Source organism: Nocardia jinanensis (assembly GCF_014645735.1).
Lineage (GTDB): Bacteria > Actinomycetota > Actinomycetes > Mycobacteriales > Mycobacteriaceae > Nocardia > Nocardia jinanensis.
In genome coordinates, this window is sequence record NZ_BMMH01000021.1 from 12996 (window position 1) to 34634 (window position 21639).

Consider the following 21639-nt stretch of genomic DNA (forward strand, 5'->3'; position numbering starts at 1 on the left):
CGGCGGGCTCACGCCTCCTGGGTGACGCCGTTCTTCTTCCGCGCGATATCGGCCAGCGCCGCGTCGCGGGCCGCGCGCGCGGCAGCCCCGGCTTCCCAGGTCGATTTCCGGTTCTTCACCACTCGGGCCGGTGCGCCGACCGCGATGCTGTAATCCGGGATCTCACCCTTGACGACCGCGTGCGCGCCGAGCACGCAGCCGCGGCCGACGCGGGTCTCGCGCAGCACGGTGACCTTGGCCGCGATCCAGGTGTCGGGGCCGATCCGGACCGGGCTCTTCACGATGCCCTGATCCTTGATGGGCAGGGTGATGTCGTCCATCCGGTGATCGAAGTCGGTGATGTAGCACCAGTCGGCGACCAGGGTGGATTCGCCGATCTCGATATCGAGGTAGGTGTTGACGACATTGTCCTTGCCGAACACCACCTTGTCGCCGATGCGCAGCGAACCCTCGTGGCAGCGGATGGCGTTCCCGTCACCGATATGGACCCAGCGCCCGATCTCGAGGCGGCCCAGTTCGGGGGTCGCGTGGATCTCCACATTGCGTCCGAGGAACACCATGCCGCGCAGGATCACGTGCGGATTGGCGAGCCGGAACTTGAGCAGCCGGTAGTAACGCACCAGGTACCAGGGCGTGTAGGCGCGATTGGCCAGCACCCAGCGCAGCGAATCGAGAGTGAGGAACCGGGCCTGCCGCCGGTCGCGCCGCCGGGAGCCCTGCCATCGTGTGCGCAACGGTGCGCCCCACATGCTCGTCACGTACGTCTCCTCGTATCCTGTGCTGCCCAGTACTGCCGAACAGCCTACTTTCGTGCTCGGGGGCCCCGGCCTATACCCTTCCGTTAATCTCACACACACGTGGGCCCGGGGAGACAGGACTACAGAGGAGACCAGCAGGTGCGTATCGGCAGCGGCGTACGGACCGTGTCCTGGCTTGCGGCGGCGGTGGCCGCGCTGGGGGTGCTCACCGCGTGCGGGACCGATGTCGACGACATCACGGTCGGCCGGGGTCTGGGCTGGCCCGCGCCCGGGCACGAGAGCCGTAACAGCGGCACCACCCCGGTGACCGGTTCGCGGGCGCTGAGCCTGCAATGGTCGCGGCCGGTCGGTGGGCCCATCGTGCAGCCGCCCACGGTGGGGTCGGAGGGGCAGATCTTCGTCACCAGCCGCACCGACGCGCAATGCGATATCTTCTCCTACCAGATGCGCACCGGACGTAAGCGTTTCTGTAATCCGCTGGGCCCCCAGGCCATCTATTCGCCCACGCTGCTCGATGGTGCGAACAATGTCTATGTCGGTCTCGACAGCGGGGTCGAATCGGATAATTTCCTCGGTCAGCCGCGCTGGCGTACACCGGTGGCGGGCGTGCCGATCGGGATGCAGTTCACCGGGGACGGCCATCTGCTGGTGATCACCCAGTCCGGCCAGGTCGATGTGCTGGAACGGCAGACCGGTAAGCGGATGGTCCCCACCCGGCAATTGCTGCCGCAGCCCGATTTCCTGCAGTCGCCGAACCTGGACTGGCCACCGGCCGGTGCCGGCCTCGACGACTGCCGTACCGGCGGTCCCGACTGTGCCGTCGCGACGGTGGCGGCCATGGATACCGACAGCGGGCGGATCTACGCGACGGTTCGCAAACCCGGTGAATCGAAGGCCGCCCTGGTGGCGCTGCGCTACGCCGACGGCAAGGTCGTGCAGGAGTGGAGCCGGGAGATCCTGGTCGACGGCAGTGCCACCGATCCGGCGCTGTCCGCCGATGGCGCGACACTCTACGTCGGTGACAACAGCAAACGCCTGATCGCGGTGAACACCGCCGACGGGACCCCGAAATGGGAGGCTCAGCTGGACTGGGAGCCGCGCCGCGGTATCTCGGTTTCCGACGACGGCCTGATCATCCCGGCCGGTGACGACGGCTATCTGATCGCATTGCAGGACACCGGCACCAGTTTCGAAAGGGTCTGGGAGCGTAAGGATCTCGCGCTGCGCGGTCTCCCGGTGCAAACCGCGGGCGGGACCGGGTACGTCACCGCCGCGATCGGCACGGGATTGAATCTGGTCACCTTCGACACCAGCACGGGTGCCACCCTCGATTCCGATGTCCTGCCCGGCGCCCAGGGCACGACCACCGGTACCGCGGTCGGCGCCGAGGGGGAGGTCGTGGTCGCCACCCGGATCGGGGAGATCTTCGCTTTCGCGGAGAACGACTGACCCGGCCGGGAATCACTCGGCTGTCCCGCCGAGCGCGCATCGACGCTGTCTACGCGAACGAGTCGGCGCTACTTCGGGTCCCGCTCCGGCAGCGGGCGTTCCACGATCACCGGGCGGCCCAGCGGATTACGCACCCGCCGCTTCGCATCCGAATAGATCCCGGCGGTTTCGGCCGCCACCACATCCCACGCGAAATCCGCGGTCAGTCGCTCCCGTGCGGCGAACGCGCGATCCTGAGCGGCGGCCGGATCGTCGAGTACCGAGATCGCGGCGTCCACCAGCCCGTTCACATCGGCGGGTTCGAACGAGGCCCCGGTGACCCCGTCGATCACGGCTTCGCCCAGACCGCCGGCGGTCGAGGTGACCAGCGGAGTTCCGGCCGCGGCCGCCTCGAGCGCGACGATCCCGAACGGTTCGTAGCGGCTCGGTAGTACGATCGCGTCGGCCCCGTGCAGCCAGCCGAGCAGTTCGGCATGATCGAGCTGGCCCGCGAAATGCACCGCCCGCGCCACCCGGTGCGTCCGGGTGCGCTCGCGCAGCCATTCGAACTGGGTCCCGACCCCGGCGATGGTGAGAACAGTGCCGGGGTGGGCCCGGCGGATCCGGGGCAGCGCGGCGATCGCGTCCTGTACGCCCTTCTCGTATTCGAGGCGTCCCACATAGAGCAGTCGCGGTGGGCCGCTGCGCGGTGAACGGGTGCGGAATGTCCACGCCCCCACATCGATTCCGTTCCGGATCACATGCACCGGCACACGGTCGGGCCGGTACAGCCGCTCGACCTCGTCCTTCATCGACGTGGAACAGGTGATCAGCACATCCGATTCGTTGGCCAGCCACCATTCCACCGAATGCACCTGCCGGTTGACCCGGCCCGCGACCCAGCCGCTGTGCCGGCCGGCCTCGGTGGCGTGGATCGTCGATACCAGCGGCACATCGTAGTACTCGGCCAGCGCGATCGAAGGATGGGCCACCAACCAGTCGTGCGCGTGCACCACATCGGGGGTCCAGCCCTCACCGATTCCCGGTTTGTCCAATGCGATACCGGCGCGCACCATCGCGTGCCCCATCGCCAGGGTCCAGGCGAGCATATCCTCGCCGAAATCGAAGATCGGCGGATCCTCGGCGACCGCCACCACCAGAACCCCTTCGGCGACGAAGGAATGGGTCGGGTGGGTGGCCGGGCTGGTACCGGTGGGCCGCCGGGCCAGAACCACCACTTCGTGACCGGCCGCGGCCAGTGATATCGCCAGGTGGTGGACATGCCTGCCCAGTCCACCGACGACCACCGGGGGGTACTCCCACGACACCATCAAGATTTTCATCGCGGTCCTTCTGCAGGGGTGACGCGTAGCCTACGCGCGTCCAAGGCCGGGAACACTCCGTCGGCCACCGCCCATCCTGCCGCCAGATCGCGTGCTCTGCCGAGTTGGCCGGCTTCGACCGCGCCGGCGATCTCGCGGACCGCGTGCGCGTGCTGATGGGCTCGGTCGCGGGCGTAACCGGCGGCGGAGTCCTTGCTGACCATGAACGCCCAGTCGCTCGACACCGCCAGGATCGCTTCGCGCAGTAGCTGGTCGGCCACTGGATCACGGCCGGTCGGGGCACCGGCGCGCATCTTGGCGGTCGTATCCAGCGCCAGCCGGACGATCTCGGAATTCAGATCCACCAGATCGCTCACCTGATCACCGGCCCAGACCCGCCAGTCCTTGCCCGAACCCCACGACGAATCGGCGAGCGGGACCGGTTCCCCGACGAATCCGCGGTCGCGCGCATCGGCGAGGGTGCCGACGTCGATCCCGGCCTCCGGCAATGCCCGCAGCACCCGCGCCAGCCACTGCGGCCCCTCGTGCCACCAATGCCCGTACAGCTCGGTGTCGAACGCGGCGACCACGAGCGCCGGGCGCCCGATCCGCTCGGATTCGCTGATCAGCCGCTCCCGCACCGTCTGTACGAAATCGTCGACATCGCGCCCGATCTGGGCCGCGGCGAGGCCGGGATCGTAAGGCGCCTTGTCCGGCCCGGCCACGGTCTTACCAGTGACCCGGGCGGGTTTGAGGCCGGTGGCGTGGTCGTAATGGTGGAAATCCCGGTACGCCCCGTGCCCCGGATAACCCGATTTCGGCGACCACACCCGGTAGCTGACCGTGAGATCGCGGCCGAACGCCAGCACCGGCGAATCGTGTACCGGGCGGCCGAGGGTCGTATCCCCGCGCAGCGCGGGCCCGTCGACCATGAAATGCGTCACACCGGCGTCCGCGTACCCCCGTTCCATTCCTGGGGTGAAGCCGCATTCCGGCGCCCAGATCCCGGCGGGGGTATGGCCCCAGCGCAGGCGGGCGTCGGTGAGTCCCTCGCGGAGCTGGAATTCGCGCAGCCGGTCGTCGAGCAGTGGCTGGAACGGATGGGCCAGCGGGCCGCCGAGGAGTTCGATGACATCGCCGTCGAGCAATTGCCGCCATACCGGTGCGGCGCCGTGGCGCCAGTTCCGCTCGAATTCGGCCAGTGCCGCGGCCGCCAGCCGGTGTTCGTGCCCGCCCAGCGCGCGGTTTCCGGATTTCGCGGCCTCGTCGGCCCGCAATTGCCAGTTGCCCAGCCAGTGGTGCATACCGGCGAGACAGTGCGGATCGTCGAGCTGGGCGCCCAGGACCGGAGTGATCCCGAGGGTCAGCAGGTGCGAGCGGCCCTCGGCCGCCAGAGTGCGCAGTACCTCGACGACCGGCAGATACGACGCCGCCCAGGACTGGTAGAGCCACTCCTCGCCGACCGGCCACCGGCCGTGGTGGGCCAGCCAGGGCAGATGGGAATGCAGGACGAGCGTGAACTGTCCGGGTACCTCGTGAGTCTGCTTGCCGCTCAAGGCTTCACCGCGAGTGCCACGAGATCGAGACTGGTATCGATGGTTTCGGGGGTCAGCGCGAAATCGTCGGTCGTGATCCCCGCTACGTCGGCGGTGAGTTCGGCGGGCCAGGGCTCGCCGGCCAGGGCGCGGTCGATCTGGGCATCGATGAACGAACCGCCGTGTTTGGCGTCGAGGGCCCGCAGGTTCGGACCGTGATGCACACCGGTCATCAGATCGACCCGGAACCCGGCCTCCTCGAGGAGTTCGGTCAGTTCGGCGGCGTTCAGTTCGCGGGTGTGGAAGGGATTGAGCGGAGTATCGCGACCGGGCGAGAAAGTGATGCGGTTCGGGGTGCTGATGAGCAGTTCCCCGCCGGGGCGCAGCACCCGCAGGCATTCGCGCAGAAACTCTGCCTGATCCCAAAGGTGTTCGATCACTTGGAAATTGACCACCGCGTCCACCGCGGCCTCCGGCAGGGGCAACGCGGCGAGATTGCCGCGGATCATATGTACGGCCGGGTAGCGGGTACGCACATGGACCGCGGCGCCGCGGTCGTAATCCAGGCCCACGACCGCCTGCGCGACTCCGGCGATCATATTCGCGCCGTATCCTTCGCCCGACCCCGCTTCGAGAACGACCTTGTCCGCGCAGCGCGACAGCAGCCGGTCGTAGACGATCTCGTGCCGGCGGAACCAGTAGTTCTCCTCCGCGATACCCGGCACCGTCCGCTCACCGGTCAACGGCAGCGGCTCCAGTACGTCCTCGGTGGCCGGTGCGGCGGGAATCACAGCCTCGCTCATTGCGACGAGGTTACTGGTACGGCCCGGTACGGGAGACGCCCGGTGGCCCCTCGAGACGGCCCGCAGCGTAAGTTACCCACGAGTAACTTAACGTAGGGTAATGTCTCGGCCTGAGCTACTCACATGGACGTACGGCCGCTGGAGATCGTGCGACCGCCAATACAGGTAACCAGAACAGGAGGTCGACGAAGACCGATGCCGAATATCGTCGTACTCATCAAGCAGGTGCCCGATACCTGGTCCGAGCGCAAGCTGACCGACGGTGACTTCACCCTCGACCGTGAAGCCGCCGACGCGGTGCTCGACGAGATCAACGAGCGCGCCGTCGAGGAAGCCCTCCTTATCAAGGAGGCCCAGGGCGGTGAGGTCACCGTGCTGGCCGCCGGTCCGGACCGTGCCACCGAGGCCATCCGCAAGGCGCTGTCCATGGGCGCCGACAAGGCCATCCACATCAACGACCCGGCCATCCACGGCTCCGACACGGTGCAGACCGCGTGGGTGCTGGCCGGTGCGCTGGGACAGGTCGAGGGTGTCGAACTCGTCATCGCCGGTAACGAGGCCACCGACGGACGCTCCGGCGCCGTCCCGGCCATCATCGCCGAGTACCTGGGCATCCCGCAGCTCACTCATCTGCGCAAGCTCACCGTCGACGGCGAGAAGATCACCGGCGAGCGGGAGACCGACGACGGCGTCTTCAAGCTGGAGGCCACGCTGCCGGCCATCGTGAGCGTCACCGAGAAGATCAACGAGCCGCGCTTCCCGTCCTTCAAGGGCATCATGGCCGCGAAGAAGAAGGAAGTGCAGACCTTCACCCTGGAAGACCTGGGTATCGACCCGTCGACCGTGGGTGTCGCGAACGCGGGCACCTCCGTCACCACGTCCACCCCGAAGCCGCCGCGCACCGCGGGCGAGAAGATCTCCGACGAGGGCGACGGCGGCACCAAGATCGCCCAGTACCTGGTCGGCCAGAAGATCATCTGAGAACCGCACCCGCAGCAACTTCTAGGAGAAGAGACAAATGGCAGAAGTACTTGTGCTCGTCGAGCACGCCGAAGGTGCGGTCAAGAAGGTCAGCATCGAACTGCTGAGCGCTGCCGCCGCCCTGGGCGAACCGGCCGCCGTGGTGACCGGCCCGTCCGGCACCGGCGACAAACTGGCCGACGCGCTGGCCGCGGCCGGTGCCGCCAAGATCTACATCGCCGAATCCGATGATGTGGACGGCTACCTGGTCACCCCCAAGGTCGATATCCTGGCCGGTCTCGTCGAATCCGCGTCCCCGGCCGCCGTGCTGGTCGCCGCGACCGCGGAAGGCAAAGAGGTCTCCGGCCGGCTCGCCGCCCGTATCGGGTCGGGCCTGCTGGTCGACGTCATCGATGTGAAGGCCGACGGCACGGCCGTGCACAGCATCTTCGGTGGCGCGTTCACCGTCGACGCCAAGGCCACCGGCGATGTCCCGGTCATCTCGGTCCGCCCGGGTTCGATCGAGGCCAAGCCCGCGGCCGGCGCCGGCGAGAAGGTCACCGTCGAGGTCCCCGCGCAGGAAGAGGGCGTCGTCAAGATCACCAGCCGGGAGCCCGTCGTGGCCGGTGACCGTCCGGAGCTCACCGAGGCGAATATCGTCGTCTCCGGTGGTCGCGGTGTCGGTTCGGCCGACAACTTCTCCGTGGTCGAGGCTCTCGCCGATTCGCTCGGCGCGGCCGTCGGTGCTTCCCGCGCCGCGGTCGACTCGGGGTACTACCCGGGGCAGTTCCAGGTGGGTCAGACCGGTAAGACGGTCTCCCCGCAGCTGTACGTCGCCCTGGGTATCTCCGGCGCCATCCAGCACCGGGCCGGTATGCAGACGTCCAAGACCATCATCGCGGTCAACAAGGACGAGGAAGCCCCGATCTTCGAGATCGCCGATTACGGCATCGTGGGCGACCTGTTCAATGTCGCCCCGCAGCTGACCGAAGAGGTCAAGAAGCACAAGGGCTGACCACCCGCGGCATCGGCCGCGAACAGATCACAGCTGTGCCCGGCCGGTTCACCGGCCGGGCACAGCTCTTTCGGACGCATCCCGAAACGGCAGTTACGCCGCCCGTTCGTCACAGTTCATCCGGGGGCCGATCGTCTGTGCGGCCGGGGACCGATTCTTGTCTCCGAGCGATTCTTGTTTCCGAGCGAGCGGTGTGTCCGTCACCGGCGCGCGGAATCGGGCGGGGGTAACAGGAGAGCGAGCGCGGCCGCCGCGGCGGGGACCACACAGAGCGCGGTCAACGCGGCCTCCGGGCCGTGCCGGTCGGCGAGGCCGCCGAGGACGGGCATGAACAGCCCGCCCGCGCTCACCGCGATACCGAGGGTTACGCCGGCGGCGGTACCGGGCCGCGTCGGCAGATAGTCCTGTCCCAGTTTGACCAGCACCGCGAACGGCATATTGACAGCCACCCCGGCCACGGCCACCAGCGCCACCGCCAGCCGGGGATCGGCGCTGAGCCGCAGCGCGACCAGGACCGGGACCGCGACGAGGCCACCGAACTGGATGGTCGCCCGCATTCCGATCCGATCCGCGATACGTCCGCCGGCCAGCGTGCCGGCAACGCCACCGACCAGGAACGCGGTAAGTGCTACCCCGCCCATCACGCCGCCGGCGCCCAGATACCCGATCCAGTACAGGGCGATGAAGGTGTTCATCCCGAGGAATACGACCGACCGGATGATCGCGACCACGGTCAGCAGGAGGAAAGGCCCCCACCGGTCCCGGCCCACCGCCGCGATCGCGGCCGGCGGGTGGGAGCCGAGCCGTGACTGGTGCCGCCACAGGACGAAAGCCATGAGTACCGCCGGTGGGATGAAGAGCGCGGTGGCGCCGACACCCAGCGTGGCGAGCAGTGGAGTGGCGAGGGCGGGTGCGAGGAAGAAACCGACGCTTCCACCGGCCGCGAACAGGCTCATGGCGACGGTGCTGTCGCCGGCGGCGACGCGGGCATCCCGCCCGGCCGCGGGATGGAAGGCGGCGATACCGATTCCGGAGAGCAGGATCAGCGACCATACGATCGGATAGGCCGGTGCCGGGCCCGCCAGTCCTGCTCCGGCCCCGGCCACCAGTAACCCGGCGGGCGCCATCCACCGCAGCGGCCTGCGGTCCACCAGTACCCCGAGCAGTGGCTGGGGTAGTGAACTCCCCAGCGCGGCGGCCAGGGCGAGACCGGACGCGGCGACATAGCTGTAGCCGCGCTCCAGGACGAAGAACGGGATGCTCGCTGGTACCAGACCCTGATAGAAGTCGTCCACCGCGTGCGCGAAGAACCACTGGCGCATACGATTCCAAATTCTCGCCGGATTCGCGGCCGCGGTGGCGGCGGTCGTCGGGGTGTCCACAGCCGGTCCTCCTGATGGTCGGTCGACGATCAGCGTAGGAAGCGGCCGGGTGCGACTTCTTCCGATAAAATGCCAAGTTATGTCGATAACCCGCCAAACCATGCCCGCGCCGACCAGGGTGCGGGATCTGCCGGGTGGATCGCATATCGAGCTGCACCGGCATCCCGAGCATCAATTGATCTATTGCAGCGGCGGTGCGGCCCAGGTGCGTACCGAGGCCGGTACCTGGATCGCACCGCAGGATCGAGCGATCTGGATTCCCGCGAGGCACTGGCATGAGCACCACTTCTTCGGCCCGACCCGATTCCACTGCATCGCGTTCCCGCTCGGGCAGTGGGCGGATCGGGTGACGCCGGAGGTGCTCGCGACTTCCGCGCTGGTCCGCGAACTGATCATCACCTGTTCCGCGCCGGGCGAATTGCCGGAGCGCGAACTCGGCCGGTTGCGGCAGGTTCTGCTGGATCAGCTGGACCGGATGCCCCGCCAGCACCTGCCACTGCCGGTCGCCATCGACGAACGCCTCCGTGAAGCATGTGCCCTGGTCGAACGCGATCTCGAGAGCACCCGGACGCTGGCCGAACTGGGCCGGCGGGTGGGAGCCGGGGAACGCACCCTCACCCGGTTGTTCCGCACCGAGTTCGCGATGACCTACCCGCAATGGCGGACCCACCTGCGTCTGCACCGGGCGGTGCGATTGCTCGCCGAGGGGTATTCGGTGACCACGGTCGCCGGTCGCTGCGGCTGGGCCTCGCCCAGCGCCTTCATCGACGTCTACCGGCATGCCTTCGGGTGCACCCCCGGTAGTTCACGTCGTGGGGTGATCCCGGAGTCGCGCAGAGGCGGCGAGGCCGTGTCGTCGGCCCGCGCGCGCTCCGCCGGGCGTGGCAGTGGAAACGCCAGCGTTTCTTATTCGGTCTATTCCAAATAGTCTGTGGTGGAGCGTTTTCCGTATCGATATCCATTCCGGTAACCGCTGACTCGAACGAGAGAATTGGCTATGCTGTGCGCGTCGATCGTCGACGGCATCGGCATTACTGCGTGGTGATCGGCGCTCGGGGGCGCCGATTTCCGATAATTCAAGATCGGCCGCCTCGGCGGTGAGAAAAGGGGAGCTGTGCACGGCCGTAGGGGGTTCGGTCCATTGCCGGACAGCCGAGTCGTATCGACAGTGTTCGCGCGGGTCACCGGATCCGGTCGCGTGGGTGGCACCGATTTCGGCTGCCCGTTGCTCACCTCCGCCGCGGGCCTGGTGGATGCGCATCGGCGCTTGGCGGTGGCGCGGCCCAGCTGGGATGACGTGGTGATGACCTGGGTGCCGGGTGCGGCCGGCCCGGAGCTACCGGAAATGGATCCGGCCGATGATCCCTTCACCGGCAGTTGGGAGGACGCGCAACGGCATATTCTCGCGATAGATCTGGAGGCCCACCGTGTTCTCGGTGAGCCCGGTGCCGGTGCGGTGGAGCATCACGAGGGCCTGGGCGCGATATTCGGCCGTATGGCACATCTGTACACGATTTCCTTCGATCGGTTCGTATTGGACGGACCACTTGCGCCGAATCGCCGGCAATTGGCCCGCGCGTATTTTTCCTACGAGACCCTCGCGGGTGAACTGGTCTGCGGGAAAAAGTGTCTGCCACCGTTGTTCGGCCGCCCGGTCGCCGACGACATCGGTGACGAATGACCCTCTATCGGACGGTATTTCCGGGATTCCGGGGGCCCTACCCACGAGCTACCGCGATATCAGACCGTGGACCGATGCGGCTGCCGACGGCGCCGGTGACGATGGTAAAGGTCGTCCGCCACCGGGGTGGACCAGGCGGAGTGGAGTTTTCATGGAATTGGAGTCCGGGCAGGTAGCTGTCGTTACCGGTGCCGCGAATGGGATCGGCCGGGCCGTGGCCGCCGCGCTGGTAGCGCGGGGGCTGCGGGTCGCGGTGGCCGATGTGGAGACCGATGCCCTGGTGCGGACCGCCGCCGAACTCGGCGATCAGGTGATCGCCGTGCCCACCGACGTCGCCGATATCGATCAGGTGCGTGCGCTCGCGGACCGGACAATCGCCGCGTTCGGCCGGGTGGACCTGGTCGTCAACAACGCGGGTGTGGGCGCGGGTGGGCCGAGCTGGGATATCGCTCCGGCGGATTGGGACCGGGTCTGGTCGGTGAACGTGGGTGGTGTGGTCAACGGTATCCACGTGTTCACCCCGCATCTGATCGCCGCCGGAAGTGGGCATATCGTCAACACCGCCTCGCTGGCCGGACTGACCGTCGGTCTGTTCGGTGCGCCGTACGCCGCGAGCAAGAGCGCCATCATCTCCCTCTCGGAATCGCTGCGGGGCGAACTGGAGATCATCGCGCCGAATATCGGTGTGACCGTGGTGTGTCCGGGGCCGGTCGATACCCGCATGTTCCGCGGACTCACCGAAATGGCCGGGCCGCCCGAGGGTGGAGCGTCCGCGTCGGAAGCGATGTCCCCGGAGGTCGTGGCCGCACTCGCGCCGATGATGGAGGCGGTCGCCGAGATGGCGAAGGAGATATTGCCGACCGCGCAGGCCGCGGAGATCATCCTCGCCGCAGTGGAGGCCGGAAAGCTCTACGAGACAACACATCCGCTGATGTCACTCGCGGCGCGGGAGCGGATCGACACCATTATGGAATCATTCGGCGCGCCCACCGGATAGGTGGATGGCATGGTGCGCATTCCTCGAATCGGGGCGGCGATATGACACAGCCCGAAGCCCTTGCCCGGCCGTACTGGCGGAGCACCGGCAATCCGCGATTCCCATTGGCCGCCGAAGTGGCGGGGAGCTGGTGGGTGGTGCGCGCCAACCCTTTCCCCGACCACTGTATGTGGACACTGTTCGTCGACGGGGTCGTCCGCTACGACATCGAGCGGGTGCCGCCCAGTTGGGGACGGCTCGCCCCGTGGTCGGCACCGCCGCTGGATTCCGCTACCGCGGAATCGGTACTCGCCCCGGTGCGGCAGCTGGGTGTCTACGGCAGCGAGGTCGGTCGGCCCTGTGACGATCCGTTCTGCTGCGGTTGAACCGCACCCGGTTCTCAGGAACCGGGTGCGGTTCCCAGCAGACTCCCAGCTGTGCCCCCAGCCGGCGCACAGCGAGCCGGACTAACGTCGCGGTTGTCGGAGAGTCGGTCGGATCGGTCGACGAGAAGTGCGGTGCGACAAGGAGTTACACAGTGAAACTGAAACCGGCGAGTAGAGCCCTCGCCGCCCTGGTGTGCGGGGCGGCGGTGGCGGGTGCGGCCGTCACGGGAACCGGCGTGGCCGGTGCCGATCCTGGGCCCGAGAAGAAGATTGTCATCAACGGCCAGGAGAGGCCCGATATCGACCGGGTGATCCTGCGTGCGGATATCGACCGGGATCTGCCGGGCTATCGGCTGCCGCCGGGGAGCCCCGGCGTGATCATCCTGAAGAGCGGTGAGGTCAAACCGGTGCCCGAGGGCGCCGTGCTCCGGCAGCGCCCCGGCCGGTGATCGCGCGGTGACAGTCGCCCGTGTCGTTGTGTGACGGCACCACGAACCGACCCGAGCCGGATCCCTCGCCACTCGGGTCGCCGGTGGCCCGCCGTGCCGAACCGGCGAGGTCACTGAAGCCCCGTCGGCCATTGCCCGGCCGGCGGGGTAGCGCGGCCCGGTACGTCGGCAGAGCATTGTGAGGACTGCACTATCGGAACGGCTCGGCTCCGGCATGGGTGGCACCGAGAGGTGAAGCCTCGGTATCGGCGTCGGGCTCTCGGTCGTGGCCGTTGTTCGTGCGGCTCTGAACCTGGTCTCGGTGGCGGTGATCGCCGGCATGCCGGTCTCGGGCAGGGCGTCGCCGGATATTCACCGATGAATCCGCCGCTCGCCGATTCGGGCCGCGGTCGCGGTGTTCACGACGGGATCGTTTCGGGAATCGTCACAGAACCCGAGCCGACGCGTCGGCCTGCCCCAGTACTGCTAGGCGCAGTGCAGACCCTCGAGCAGTGAGTCGAGGATGGGTGTACGGCGGGTGTCGGCACGAATGACCGCCGAAACGGGGATGCGGAGGCGGTGGTCGACCAGCGGGAGCGCGGCGATGCCCTCGGTGGAGCTGTTGGCGTAAAGGACCGTCCAGGCGTCGGGGTGGTTGATCAGCTCCATGGTCGCGGTGTGGTCCGGCGGTATGGGTGGGCCGAACGTGGGTCCGGTGGGGAGGTCGGCGAACGCGGTCCGGATGACAGTGTGCAGGAGGAACTGCTCGGATTCCGGCGGAAGGAGCAGCGGGTAGGCACTGAGTTCGGCGAGGGTGACGTCGGTACGGCCGGCCAGCGGATGCGCGGGGGCGGTGGCGAGAGTGAGGTCCTCCACCCATAGTTGCTCGACCATCAGTCCGGCCTGCTGCACACTGCCGCGGATCAGCGCGAGATCGCAATCGCCGTCCGCGACGGCGGCGACCCGCTGACGGAAGGGTTTGATGACGAATTCGATCTCCGCGCCGGGGTGCGCGTCGCGCGCACCGGCGATGGCCGAGAGCGATCGCGTGGCGAACGACATATTCGCCGCCAGCCGGATCCGCGGTCCGGTGGTACGGATGGAGGCGCGGATGGCCGATTCCAGACCTAGCATCTGCTTGGCCAGCGGTAGTAATCTTGTGCTCGCGTCGGTGGGGACGACCGATCGGGTCGAACGCTCGAAGAGTTGCACGCCCAGGTCGTGCTCGAGCCGGGCGATCTGATGGCTGATCGCCGACTGTGAGATAAAGCACCGGACGGCAGCCCGGCTGAAACTGAGCTCCTCGCACACCGCCACGAAGTACGTGAGCTGGCGTAGTTCCACCGCGATCTCCATTCATGATCAGAACAGATAAGAGTCATCTCAATTATGCGCCCTGAACCCTGAAATATCTTCCTTATGGATGACGGTTCCTAATGAGTGAAGGAGGCTGTCATGCACAAGGTCAGTGATATCGGCGCCGGCGTGGAATACGCGGATGTCGTGATCATCGGTTCGGGGTTCGGCGGGCTCGCCGCGGCCAAGCAATTGGCCAAGGCGGGAGTGGATCATGTCCTGATCTCGAGCACGCCGGAACACCTGTTCCAGCCGCTGCTCTATCAGGTCGCCACCGGGGTATTGGCGTCCGCCGAGATCGCACCCCCGATCGCGAACATCCTGCGCCGGCACAAGGAGGCGGATGTCCGGTTGGGTGAAGTCACCGATATCGAGCCCGACGCCGCCGTCCTGACCTACCGCACCGGTGAAGAGACCCGGCAGATCCGCTACGGATCGCTGATCGCGGCCACCGGTGCGAGCCAGTCGTATTTCGGACGCGACGACTTCGCCGACAAGACCTACTCACTGAAGACCATCGACGATGCGCGGCTGCTCCGGGCCCAGATCGAACGGGTATTCCGTGAGGCGGCCAAGGCCGACGAGGAAACCCGCCGCCGGCTGCTGTCGTTCGTCGTCGTCGGCGCCGGGGCCACCGGTGTCGAGGTCGCGGGGCAGTTGAAAGAGCTGGCCAAGCGGTATTACCACCAGGAGGTCTCGGTGACCCTGGTCGAGGGCGCCGGCGCGGTGCTACCGCCGTTCGGCGGCGGGCTATCGGAGTACGCGAAGAAAACGCTGACCCGCAGCGGGGTCGACGTGCTGCTCGGTACCTTCGTCACCGATATCCAGGACGGCCAGGTCACGGTCAAGGACAAAGACGGTACCCAACGACAGATCGACGCCGAGACCATCGTGTGGTCGGCGGGTGTGCAGGCCGGTGGTTTCGCGAAACTACTGGCCGCGGCGACCGGTTGCGAAACCGATCGCGCCGGGCGCCTGCTCATCAACCCCGACCTCACCGTGGGCGGCTACGCCGATATCTACGCGATCGGCGATATGACCTCGCTCAACGGCTACCCGGGCCAGTCGCCCGTGGCGATGCAGGAAGGCCGGCACGCCGCCGACATCATCAGCCGTGACACCCACCCGGGCACTCCGTTCGTGTACTGGGACAAGGGCAGCATGGCGGTGATCAGCCGGTTCAGCGCGGTGACGAAGCTGAACGACAAGATCACCTTCCGCGGTGTCTTCGCCTGGTTCATCTGGCTGGCCGTGCACCTGTTCTACCTGGTGGGCTTCCGGAATCGGTTCGCCGCGGTCCTGTCGTGGCTGGTGGCGTTCATCGGCACCGGGCGGCCCGGGTTCCAGGAGGTGGACCGCCAGCATCTGGAACGGGTACGCGAACCCGAACGTTTCGTCGCCTGACGAGCGCCGCCGGGCGGAGCTCTCGGCGGACCGGGCACGGCCGCAGCGATCGCGGGGGTACGCAGGGTGCGCACGGCCGCAGCGAACGCGGAGGTACGCAGGGTGCGCACGGCCGGAGCGAACGCGGAGGTACGCCTAGGCCCGCGGGCGGGCCCGGTCGAGCAGGGTCCGCCCGCGGCGCTTACGCTGGGTAGCGGCGAATTCCAGGTTGCGGCCGGCCCAATTCCGGTGCCGAGTCCGGTGTTCGCGCGAACGCGCGGGTACTGTCCGGTGAACGTCCGGTGTGACCTACGTCTCGTTAACCGAACCGGCATGCTCGCGACACGTCACGGACGCCCCGGCGCAGTCTCGGACTGGCCTGCTTGGCGTCATGGCTATTACGTCCGTGCTGACGGCTCCGGCTCGACCGGCCGCCGGCGAGGATCACCGGTCCCGTTACGCTCTGATCGTCTCCTCCGACACCGACCATCGCATCGCGGCGCAGCGGTTGCGGTACAACGTATTCGCCGGCGAGCCGGGATTCTCGATCCCCGACGACGGCACAGGCCTGGACGCGGACAGGTTCGACGAACACTGCGACCATATGCTGGTCCGCGACGAGACCACCGGCGAGTTCGTCGGGTGCTACCGGATGTTGCCGCCGGACAAGGTCGCCGGGGCCGGTGGGTACTACACGGCCACCGAATTCGACCTCACGAACCTCGACCCCGCGGGTTTGCGGGTCGTGGAGATGGGGCGCGCGTGCGTGGTCCCCGATCATCGCAACGGCTCGGTCCTCACGCTGATGTGGGCCGGCATTCTGCACTATATCCAGCTCACCGGCTATGACTGGGTGATGGGATGTGCTTCGGTGCCCATGCAGAACAGCCCGGCCGAACCGGCCGGTGTCAATGTTCGCGGGGTGCGCGACTTCCTGCTCGGTAAGCACGCCTGCGCGCCGGAGAAACGGGTGCGCCCCTACCGCCCTGTTGTGGTCGACGGGGTGGCGCTCGACGATCTGCCCGCCCCCGCCCGCCCGAAACTGCCGCCCCTGCTCAACGGCTACCTGCGGCTCGGCGCCGAGATCTGCGGGGAGCCCGCGCACGATCCGGATTTCGCCGTCGCCGATTTCGTGGTCTTGCTGGGGCTCGACACCATCAACACCCGCTATCTCGATCGGTTGCGCGGCGCCGCCGCGAATTTCGGCGGCGGGCGGTGAGGTGATGGAGATGGTCGCGAATCCGGTGGAGCGGGTGTCCGTCCTGGTGCAGGAGCCGCCCGCCCAGCACTCCTGGATGCCGGTGAGTCCGTGCGGGACCGGCTGTGTGCAGCAGCGTCCCGAGATAGGTGTCGCGCGGGCCGGGCTCCGGGCGATGGGCGCCCTCTCGGTGCTGTTCGCCTATCCCTTTGTGCATATCGTCACACCGGCGTCGCGGCGCTCGGGGGTCCAGCGCCGGTTCGCCCGGACTCTGCTGCGTGCCTGTGGTATCCGGTTGCGGGTGGTGGACCGGCGCACGGGAGCCGCGGCGATCGGGCCGCGGTACGCCGGCCCGGGCACCGGGGTGCTCGTCGCCTGTGGGCATATCGGGTGGGCGGATATCGTCGTGCTCGCCTCGGTGCAGCCGCTCGCGTTCGTGGCGCGAGCTGATCTGATCGATTGGCCGGTGCTCGGGAAACTCGCGCGGGTGATGCGGGTCGTCCCGATCGAACGGGAGCGGCTGCGGCGCCTGCCGGATGTGGTGGAGCAGATCGGGCAACGGCTCGCCGCAGGCGAACGGATCGGGTTCTTCCCGGAGGGCACCACGTGGTGTGGTCGTGCTTACGGGACGTTGCGGCCCGCGCTGTTCCAGGCCGCCGTGGACAGCGCGGTCCCGGTGCAGCCGGTCCGGCTGCGGTACCTGGACGGGCACGGTAATCGGTCCACCGTCCCGGGTTTCGTCGGGGACGACACGCTCATCGATTCGATCGTGCGAGTCTTGCGCGCGCGAAATCTGACCGCCGAGGTCGTTCTCGCGCCGGTTGAGCCGGCCGGTACCGATCGCAAGGATCTGGCTCGGCGTTGTGAGCGAGCGGTTCGCGCGGAGGAACTCTCCGATGCCGCGCATGCCGTGCTCGCCGCGGCGGGCCGGCAACTGACGAAAGCGGCGGTGGAAGCAGTCTGATCGGAGCGGATCGCGGCCGAGCCCACCGAGTGGGCTCGGCCGTTCTGCAGTTCGATAGCGACTCGCTGGCCTATGTACCGCTACTCAACGGCTACTTGTTTGCCGTATCAGCGAGCGCTGCCCGTCCCGGGAAGCCCCGGAATGCCCGGCAGTGCGAAGGGGAGTTGCGGCAATACCGGCAATTGGACCTGCGGCAGAAGGCTCGGCGGGGGCGGCGGGATATACGGGTTGGGCACGTTCCAGTTCGGCGGCGCGCCCCCGCCGCCGCGAGGGTTCTCGTGGTCCCAATCGGCGGGCTGGTCGTAATCGCGGCCCCGGTTGTTGTGGGAGTCGCGGTCGGGGTACTGGTTGTCGCCGCTGTTGAGGTGGTCCTCCCAGCCGTCGTAATCCTGCCGGTGGTGGTCCTTGTAGCCGTAATGACCGTTGTCGTCCCAGCCGAAATCGTCGTCGTCGTTGTCCCAGGCGTGGTGGTCGTTGTCGTTGCGGCCGCTGTCGTTCCAGTTGCTGCTATCGCCGAAGCTGTCGCTGGAATCGTGGGAATCGCTGACCTGGACCGCCGCGGCCGGACCGGCGAGGGCGGGGCCGGCGGTGACCGCCAGTGGCGCGAGGGTGATGACTGCGAGCGCGGCGATCCGCGCCGCGAGACGGCGGGCGCGCTGTTCGTGGTTTCGGTTCATCGGTGGTCCTCACTCGGTCACACCCCCGATCGGGTCTTCCGGGGTGCTCGCACTGCTTGAAGTGCTTTATTGATACATCAATCACCGTACCGCTGAATAACGGTACGTTCAATAGGTGGGTGTCAAGTGGGGTGATCGGCGTGCCGAATCGGGCCCGCCGTGACACGATCGAGAGCGGTCCGGTCGCGGCCCGAACGTCCACCGGGGCGCACGGCGGCGGTAGAGGGGACTACGGTGGTGACGAACACCGTCGAGCAGCCGTTCGGCTGCCGAATCCGATGGAACCTCTTTCGAACTGCCGCAGTCCCTCGCCTCCGGGCCGACGGGAAGCTCCACTCGGCGGTCCGTCGCGGAGTGGTTCCGGGTTCGGATGGGTACTCCCGGAAGGCCCGGACCGCCGGTCGGACCAACCGCCGCGGGACGCGCATCTCGACCCTGCCTGCCGCGAATTCACCGGCAGCGCACACCGAAGATCGGAGCACGAACATGCACGACGACAACACAGGACTGTTCAGTCACGTCCCCGCCGACCCCGAGCCGTACTCGATACCGGCCGATGCTCCGCAACCGGTCTTCCTGACCGCCGTGCCGGAGCAGGACTCGGCCGCGTCATCGGACGCGGGCCCCCGGTAACGGTGTCCGGCCGGGCGCAGGACCTCGGTTACGCGGCGGGCTGGCGCCTGGTGCGTGCCCTGCCGCACCGATGGGCGGTCCGACTGTTCGATGCCGGTGCCGACCGCATCGCCCGGCGCGACGGCGGACCGACTCAGCTCCGGCGCAATCTCGCCCGGGTACTCGGGGTAGCCCCCGAAGAGGTTCCGCAGGAACTGATACAGGCGAGTCTGCGCTCGTACGCGAGATACTGGCGGGAGGCTTTCCGGCTGCCCTCCATGGATCCGCGGGAGCTGGCCGCCATCATCGAAGCGTCGGCCACCGGCCTGGACCGTATCCGCGAAGCGTCCGCCGCGGGTCGTGGCGCGGTGATAGCCCTGCCGCACAGCGGGAACTGGGATCTCGCCGGAGTCTGGCTCGTGCAGCGGGTCGGTACGCCCACCGTCGTCGCCGAACGATTGCGGCCGGAGTCGCTGTTCCGCCGCTTCGTCCGGTTCCGGGAGGGTCTCGGCTTCGAGATCATCCCGCTCACCGGAGCCGAGACACCGCCGTACGAGCGGCTCAGCGACCGGCTCCGTGCGGGCGGACTGGTCTGCCTGCTCGGCGAACGGGATTTCTCCGGCCGGGGCGTGGCCGTCACGTTCTTCGGCGAAAAGACGCTGATGCCCGCCGGCCCGGCCCGGCTGGCTATCGAAACGGGTGCCCCGCTGCTGCCCGTACACTGCTGGTTCACCCCGGCCGGGTGGGGATTCTCGGTCGGGGAGCCGGTCGACACCTCCCACGGGGTCGAGGACGCCACCCAGACCCTGGCCGACCGGTTCGCCGCGGGTATCGCCGCCCACCCCGCCGACTGGCATATGCTGCAACGCCTCTGGCCGGGCGGGTGAAGGCGGTGGCGTCATCCGCACCGGACTGCGCGGGCGACGCGTTCGCGCACATCGAGCACATACGACCCAGGGGGTTAAGCGGTAACTCGTGACGGCTGTCCTTTACCGGTTATGAAGTCGGTACAGCGTTTGCGCAGGTCACCATCGTTGCCCATCGTTTCCTGTGATTTCCCTATCTGCGCAGGTAGATGGCTATATTAGTGTTCCGACACTGCTTCTGTGTTCCCGTAACTTCCCGTGCTGGCCCGCGTGCAAATCGTAGAAAAATCGTAGAACCATGCGCCGGACAACAGGCGAACCCGGCGGGGTATCCATGTGCCCGGCTGAGGCGAGTCTGCGGAGGAGGACCTGCCGTTCACAGGTGGCATGCGCTCGGTGTCCGTGACCCGTACCGGAGGTTTCAGTCCGGCGTGATCGGTGCAGTGAAGCGGCGCGTGCGCCGCCGATGCGGTCGCGGACCGGATTGTCGACCGGGAGGCGTGCGGCAGGGGCGGATGGGGCTACGGTGGTGAGGAACACGGTCGAGTAGCCGATCGGCTGCCGAACCCGACAGGACCTCTTTCGAACTGCCGCAGTCTCGCTACCTCCGGGCGACGGGTTGCTCCACTCGGCAGTTCGGCGCGGAGCGGCCTCGGGTTCGGATGGGTATCCCCGAGAGGCCCGGACCGCCGGTCGGCCAGACCGCCACGGGACGCGCATCTCGACCCTGCCTGCCGCGACTTTCACCGGCAGCGCACACCGAAGATCGGAGCACGAACATGTATGACGACAATGCTGGACTGTTCAGCCACGTCCCGGCCGAACCCGAGCCGTACTCGATACCGGCCGATGCTCCGCAACCTGTGTTCCTGACCGCGGTGCCCGAGCCGGACGCCGCCACCCGCCCGGACGCCGGTTCCAGGTAGGCCGGTTCCAGTCAGAGCCGGCGCGCTACTGGTTCGGCAGCAGAAATAGCAGGTCAGGCCCGGTCTAAGACCGGGTCCGACCTGCTTTTTTGTGTCTGGCCCCGCGTTTCCCCCCCGTTTTGGTCCTAGTGTGCTTGCCTGCCCGGACCAAAGCGATCGCTCGGGTCCGGAACTCGGTGGGATAAGCGCGTGAGTCTGCCTTTCGGTAAGGCTGTCAGTTAGCGACCGGAGTTGGGACCCAACCGGTGGGGCAGGTCAAAACATAGGCAACCGGAGAATGCCCAGTCATCGTGGCGATGTACCCCTCGATGAACTCTCGGATCTGCACCGCCTCGACGAGAGGTTCGCCCGCGGCTACGAACTGCTCAACAGTGGCGACGGTTCTGTACCCGAGGTCGATATCGACGAGTTGCGCGCCCTGCATCCGGAATTGCTGGACCTCCGCACCTGGCTGCACCGCACCGCTGGACTGATCGGGTTCAAGCTGGCGGTTCCCGTTGAGCTGCGGTCATTTCGCGCAGGTACGGGCAATTCGCGGCCGGGTCGTCGTCCGGGCAGGCGAGGAGATGGTCGAGGTGCGCTTTGGCGGCGGCCAGCCGTTCCTGCTGCCGCTCGATCTCTTCGATCCGTTCGGTCACCGCCTGGCGCCAGGTGTGGCTCCCGGTGTCACCTGTCAGCACGGCGGCGATCTCGTCGAGGCTCAGCAGTCCGGTATCGCGCCAAATCTGGATGAGCCCGATTCGATGCAGTTCATCCGGCCCGTACCGGCGCCAGTTCGCCCGGCGTTCAGCCGGCCGGAACAGCCCGCGTTTCTCCCAGTAGCGCAGTGTCGAACCGGCCAGGCCGAAGCGGCGTGCCGCTGCGCCGATTCCGATGAGCTCCGAGTTGTCATCAGTGCGTGCGGGCGCTGTCTCGTTCATCCCGGGTCCTGCTTTCCGGATCCTTGACTTCAAGCCGACTTCAAATGATTCGGTAAGGCCAAC

The 21639-nt window shown here is 67.6% G+C and carries 21 protein-coding genes and 1 pseudogene; 14 read left to right on the forward strand and 8 right to left on the reverse strand.

All coding sequences use genetic code 11. The features are described from left to right. Window positions 1-8: 8 nt before the first annotated feature. A complete protein-coding gene (locus tag IEY68_RS29860; RefSeq protein WP_058854980.1) occupies window positions 9-758 on the reverse strand; it encodes an acyltransferase in 750 nt (249 codons plus the stop codon). A 138-nt stretch (window positions 759-896) separates the two neighbouring features. Here IEY68_RS29860 and IEY68_RS29865 point away from each other — a divergent pair, with 138 nt between their 5' ends. Beyond that, complete coding sequence (locus tag IEY68_RS29865; protein ID WP_229719122.1) at window positions 897-2207, forward strand: outer membrane protein assembly factor BamB family protein; 1311 nt, start codon at window positions 897-899, stop codon at window positions 2205-2207. Window positions 2208-2275: 68 nt separating this feature from the next. Here the strand turns inward: IEY68_RS29865 and IEY68_RS29870 are convergent, their stop codons facing one another. From IEY68_RS29870 to IEY68_RS29880, 3 genes are read right to left on the reverse strand one after another with little or no spacing between them, the layout of a single operon-like run. Further along, entirely contained in the window at window positions 2276-3529 is a 1254-nt protein-coding gene (locus tag IEY68_RS29870) for a glycosyltransferase family 4 protein (RefSeq protein WP_058854981.1), read from the reverse strand. After that, a complete protein-coding gene (locus tag IEY68_RS29875) occupies window positions 3526-5064 on the reverse strand; it encodes a 1,4-alpha-glucan branching protein domain-containing protein (RefSeq protein ID WP_058854982.1) in 1539 nt (512 codons plus the stop codon). The genes IEY68_RS29870 and IEY68_RS29875 overlap by 4 nt, the downstream gene beginning before the upstream one ends. Continuing rightward, window positions 5061-5846, reverse strand: a complete 786-nt coding sequence (locus IEY68_RS29880) for a class I SAM-dependent methyltransferase (protein ID WP_058854983.1) — start codon at window positions 5844-5846, stop codon at window positions 5061-5063. The genes IEY68_RS29875 and IEY68_RS29880 overlap by 4 nt, the downstream gene beginning before the upstream one ends. A 195-nt stretch (window positions 5847-6041) precedes the next feature. Between IEY68_RS29880 and IEY68_RS29885 the strand changes: the two genes are divergently transcribed. Next, entirely contained in the window at window positions 6042-6827 is a 786-nt protein-coding gene (locus IEY68_RS29885) for an electron transfer flavoprotein subunit beta/FixA family protein (protein WP_058854984.1), read from the forward strand. A gap of 37 nt (window positions 6828-6864) precedes the next feature. Beyond that, complete coding sequence (locus IEY68_RS29890) at window positions 6865-7821, forward strand: electron transfer flavoprotein subunit alpha/FixB family protein (RefSeq protein WP_058854985.1); 957 nt, start codon at window positions 6865-6867, stop codon at window positions 7819-7821. A gap of 200 nt (window positions 7822-8021) precedes the next feature. On the opposite strand, the gene IEY68_RS29895 is transcribed toward IEY68_RS29890, so the two are convergent. After that, entirely contained in the window at window positions 8022-9143 is a 1122-nt protein-coding gene (locus IEY68_RS29895; protein ID WP_082681363.1) for an MFS transporter, read from the reverse strand. 139 nt (window positions 9144-9282) lie between these two features. Here IEY68_RS29895 and IEY68_RS29900 point away from each other — a divergent pair. From IEY68_RS29900 to IEY68_RS29920, 5 genes and pseudogenes are all read left to right on the forward strand, one after another. Further along, window positions 9283-10008 (forward strand): annotated as a pseudogene (locus IEY68_RS29900) (AraC family transcriptional regulator); the annotation flags it as partial. A gap of 393 nt (window positions 10009-10401) precedes the next feature. Next, a complete protein-coding gene (locus IEY68_RS29905; RefSeq protein WP_156426193.1) occupies window positions 10402-10884 on the forward strand; it encodes a hypothetical protein in 483 nt (160 codons plus the stop codon). Between the two features lie 151 nt (window positions 10885-11035). After that, complete coding sequence (locus tag IEY68_RS29910) at window positions 11036-11881, forward strand: SDR family oxidoreductase (RefSeq protein ID WP_058854987.1); 846 nt, start codon at window positions 11036-11038, stop codon at window positions 11879-11881. A gap of 41 nt (window positions 11882-11922) precedes the next feature. Beyond that, on the forward strand, window positions 11923-12246 hold the full coding sequence (locus tag IEY68_RS29915) for a hypothetical protein (RefSeq protein ID WP_063000409.1): 324 nt from the start codon (window positions 11923-11925) through the stop codon (window positions 12244-12246). 152 nt (window positions 12247-12398) lie between these two features. Continuing rightward, window positions 12399-12695 (forward strand): hypothetical protein, encoded by a 297-nt coding sequence (locus IEY68_RS29920; RefSeq protein ID WP_063000407.1) that lies wholly within the window; start codon window positions 12399-12401, stop codon window positions 12693-12695. Between the two features lie 465 nt (window positions 12696-13160). Here the strand turns inward: IEY68_RS29920 and IEY68_RS29925 are convergent, their stop codons facing one another. Beyond that, a complete protein-coding gene (locus tag IEY68_RS29925) occupies window positions 13161-14018 on the reverse strand; it encodes a LysR family transcriptional regulator (protein ID WP_058855014.1) in 858 nt (285 codons plus the stop codon). Window positions 14019-14129: 111 nt separating this feature from the next. On the opposite strand from IEY68_RS29925, the gene IEY68_RS29930 reads away from it, so the two are divergent. The 3 genes from IEY68_RS29930 to IEY68_RS29940 all read left to right on the forward strand — a co-directional run bounded on the left by IEY68_RS29930 (window position 14130) and on the right by IEY68_RS29940 (window position 17575). Beyond that, the gene (locus IEY68_RS29930; RefSeq protein ID WP_189094556.1) at window positions 14130-15434 is read left to right on the forward strand and encodes an NAD(P)/FAD-dependent oxidoreductase; all 1305 of its coding nucleotides are present in this window, start codon (window positions 14130-14132) and stop codon (window positions 15432-15434) included. Between the two features lie 370 nt (window positions 15435-15804). Further along, window positions 15805-16632 (forward strand): GNAT family N-acetyltransferase, encoded by an 828-nt coding sequence (locus tag IEY68_RS29935; protein ID WP_058854988.1) that lies wholly within the window; start codon window positions 15805-15807, stop codon window positions 16630-16632. 10 nt (window positions 16633-16642) lie between these two features. Continuing rightward, window positions 16643-17575, forward strand: coding sequence for a lysophospholipid acyltransferase family protein (locus IEY68_RS29940; protein ID WP_058855015.1), 933 nt, complete (start codon window positions 16643-16645; stop codon window positions 17573-17575). A 107-nt stretch (window positions 17576-17682) separates the two neighbouring features. On the opposite strand, the gene IEY68_RS29945 is transcribed toward IEY68_RS29940, so the two are convergent. Continuing rightward, the gene (locus tag IEY68_RS29945) at window positions 17683-18252 is read right to left on the reverse strand and encodes a hypothetical protein (RefSeq protein WP_058854989.1); all 570 of its coding nucleotides are present in this window, start codon (window positions 18250-18252) and stop codon (window positions 17683-17685) included. 486 nt (window positions 18253-18738) lie between these two features. On the opposite strand from IEY68_RS29945, the gene IEY68_RS36510 reads away from it, so the two are divergent. The 3 genes from IEY68_RS36510 (at window position 18739) to IEY68_RS29955 (ending at window position 20656) form a co-directional block, all read left to right on the forward strand. Beyond that, window positions 18739-18885 carry a hypothetical protein gene (locus IEY68_RS36510; RefSeq protein WP_229719123.1) on the forward strand — a complete coding sequence of 49 codons (147 nt, stop codon included), beginning with the start codon at window positions 18739-18741 and terminating at the stop codon, window positions 18883-18885. 2 nt (window positions 18886-18887) lie between these two features. Next, entirely contained in the window at window positions 18888-19751 is an 864-nt protein-coding gene (locus tag IEY68_RS29950; protein WP_229719124.1) for a phosphatidylinositol mannoside acyltransferase, read from the forward strand. A gap of 758 nt (window positions 19752-20509) precedes the next feature. After that, the gene (locus IEY68_RS29955) at window positions 20510-20656 is read left to right on the forward strand and encodes a hypothetical protein (protein ID WP_156426194.1); all 147 of its coding nucleotides are present in this window, start codon (window positions 20510-20512) and stop codon (window positions 20654-20656) included. Between the two features lie 479 nt (window positions 20657-21135). Here IEY68_RS29955 and IEY68_RS29960 read toward each other — a convergent pair whose 3' ends face one another. Next, window positions 21136-21576: a MerR family transcriptional regulator gene (locus IEY68_RS29960; protein ID WP_058854991.1), complete on the reverse strand. Its 441-nt coding sequence runs from the start codon at window positions 21574-21576 to the stop codon at window positions 21136-21138. Between the last annotated feature and the right edge of the window lie 63 nt (window positions 21577-21639).

What these genes read in the sequence shown, in the direction of transcription:
- IEY68_RS29880 (WP_058854983.1), bottom strand. Translation starts at nt 5,846, where the DNA reads ATGAGCGAGGCTGTGATTCCCGCCGCACCGGCCACCGAGGACGTACTG.
- IEY68_RS29885 (WP_058854984.1), top strand. Translation starts at nt 6,042, where the DNA reads ATGCCGAATATCGTCGTACTCATCAAGCAGGTGCCCGATACCTGGTCC.
- IEY68_RS29940 (WP_058855015.1), top strand. Translation starts at nt 16,643, where the DNA reads ATGGTCGCGAATCCGGTGGAGCGGGTGTCCGTCCTGGTGCAGGAGCCG.
- IEY68_RS29910 (WP_058854987.1), top strand. Translation starts at nt 11,036, where the DNA reads ATGGAATTGGAGTCCGGGCAGGTAGCTGTCGTTACCGGTGCCGCGAAT.
- IEY68_RS36510 (WP_229719123.1), top strand. Translation starts at nt 18,739, where the DNA reads ATGCACGACGACAACACAGGACTGTTCAGTCACGTCCCCGCCGACCCC.
- IEY68_RS29945 (WP_058854989.1), bottom strand. Translation starts at nt 18,252, where the DNA reads ATGAACCGAAACCACGAACAGCGCGCCCGCCGTCTCGCGGCGCGGATC.
- IEY68_RS29870 (WP_058854981.1), bottom strand. Translation starts at nt 3,529, where the DNA reads ATGAAAATCTTGATGGTGTCGTGGGAGTACCCCCCGGTGGTCGTCGGT.
- IEY68_RS29960 (WP_058854991.1), bottom strand. Translation starts at nt 21,576, where the DNA reads ATGAACGAGACAGCGCCCGCACGCACTGATGACAACTCGGAGCTCATC.
- IEY68_RS29930 (WP_189094556.1), top strand. Translation starts at nt 14,130, where the DNA reads ATGCACAAGGTCAGTGATATCGGCGCCGGCGTGGAATACGCGGATGTC.
- IEY68_RS29935 (WP_058854988.1), top strand. Translation starts at nt 15,805, where the DNA reads ATGGCTATTACGTCCGTGCTGACGGCTCCGGCTCGACCGGCCGCCGGC.
- IEY68_RS29915 (WP_063000409.1), top strand. Translation starts at nt 11,923, where the DNA reads ATGACACAGCCCGAAGCCCTTGCCCGGCCGTACTGGCGGAGCACCGGC.
- IEY68_RS29890 (WP_058854985.1), top strand. Translation starts at nt 6,865, where the DNA reads ATGGCAGAAGTACTTGTGCTCGTCGAGCACGCCGAAGGTGCGGTCAAG.
- IEY68_RS29955 (WP_156426194.1), top strand. Translation starts at nt 20,510, where the DNA reads ATGTATGACGACAATGCTGGACTGTTCAGCCACGTCCCGGCCGAACCC.
- IEY68_RS29895 (WP_082681363.1), bottom strand. Translation starts at nt 9,143, where the DNA reads ATGCGCCAGTGGTTCTTCGCGCACGCGGTGGACGACTTCTATCAGGGT.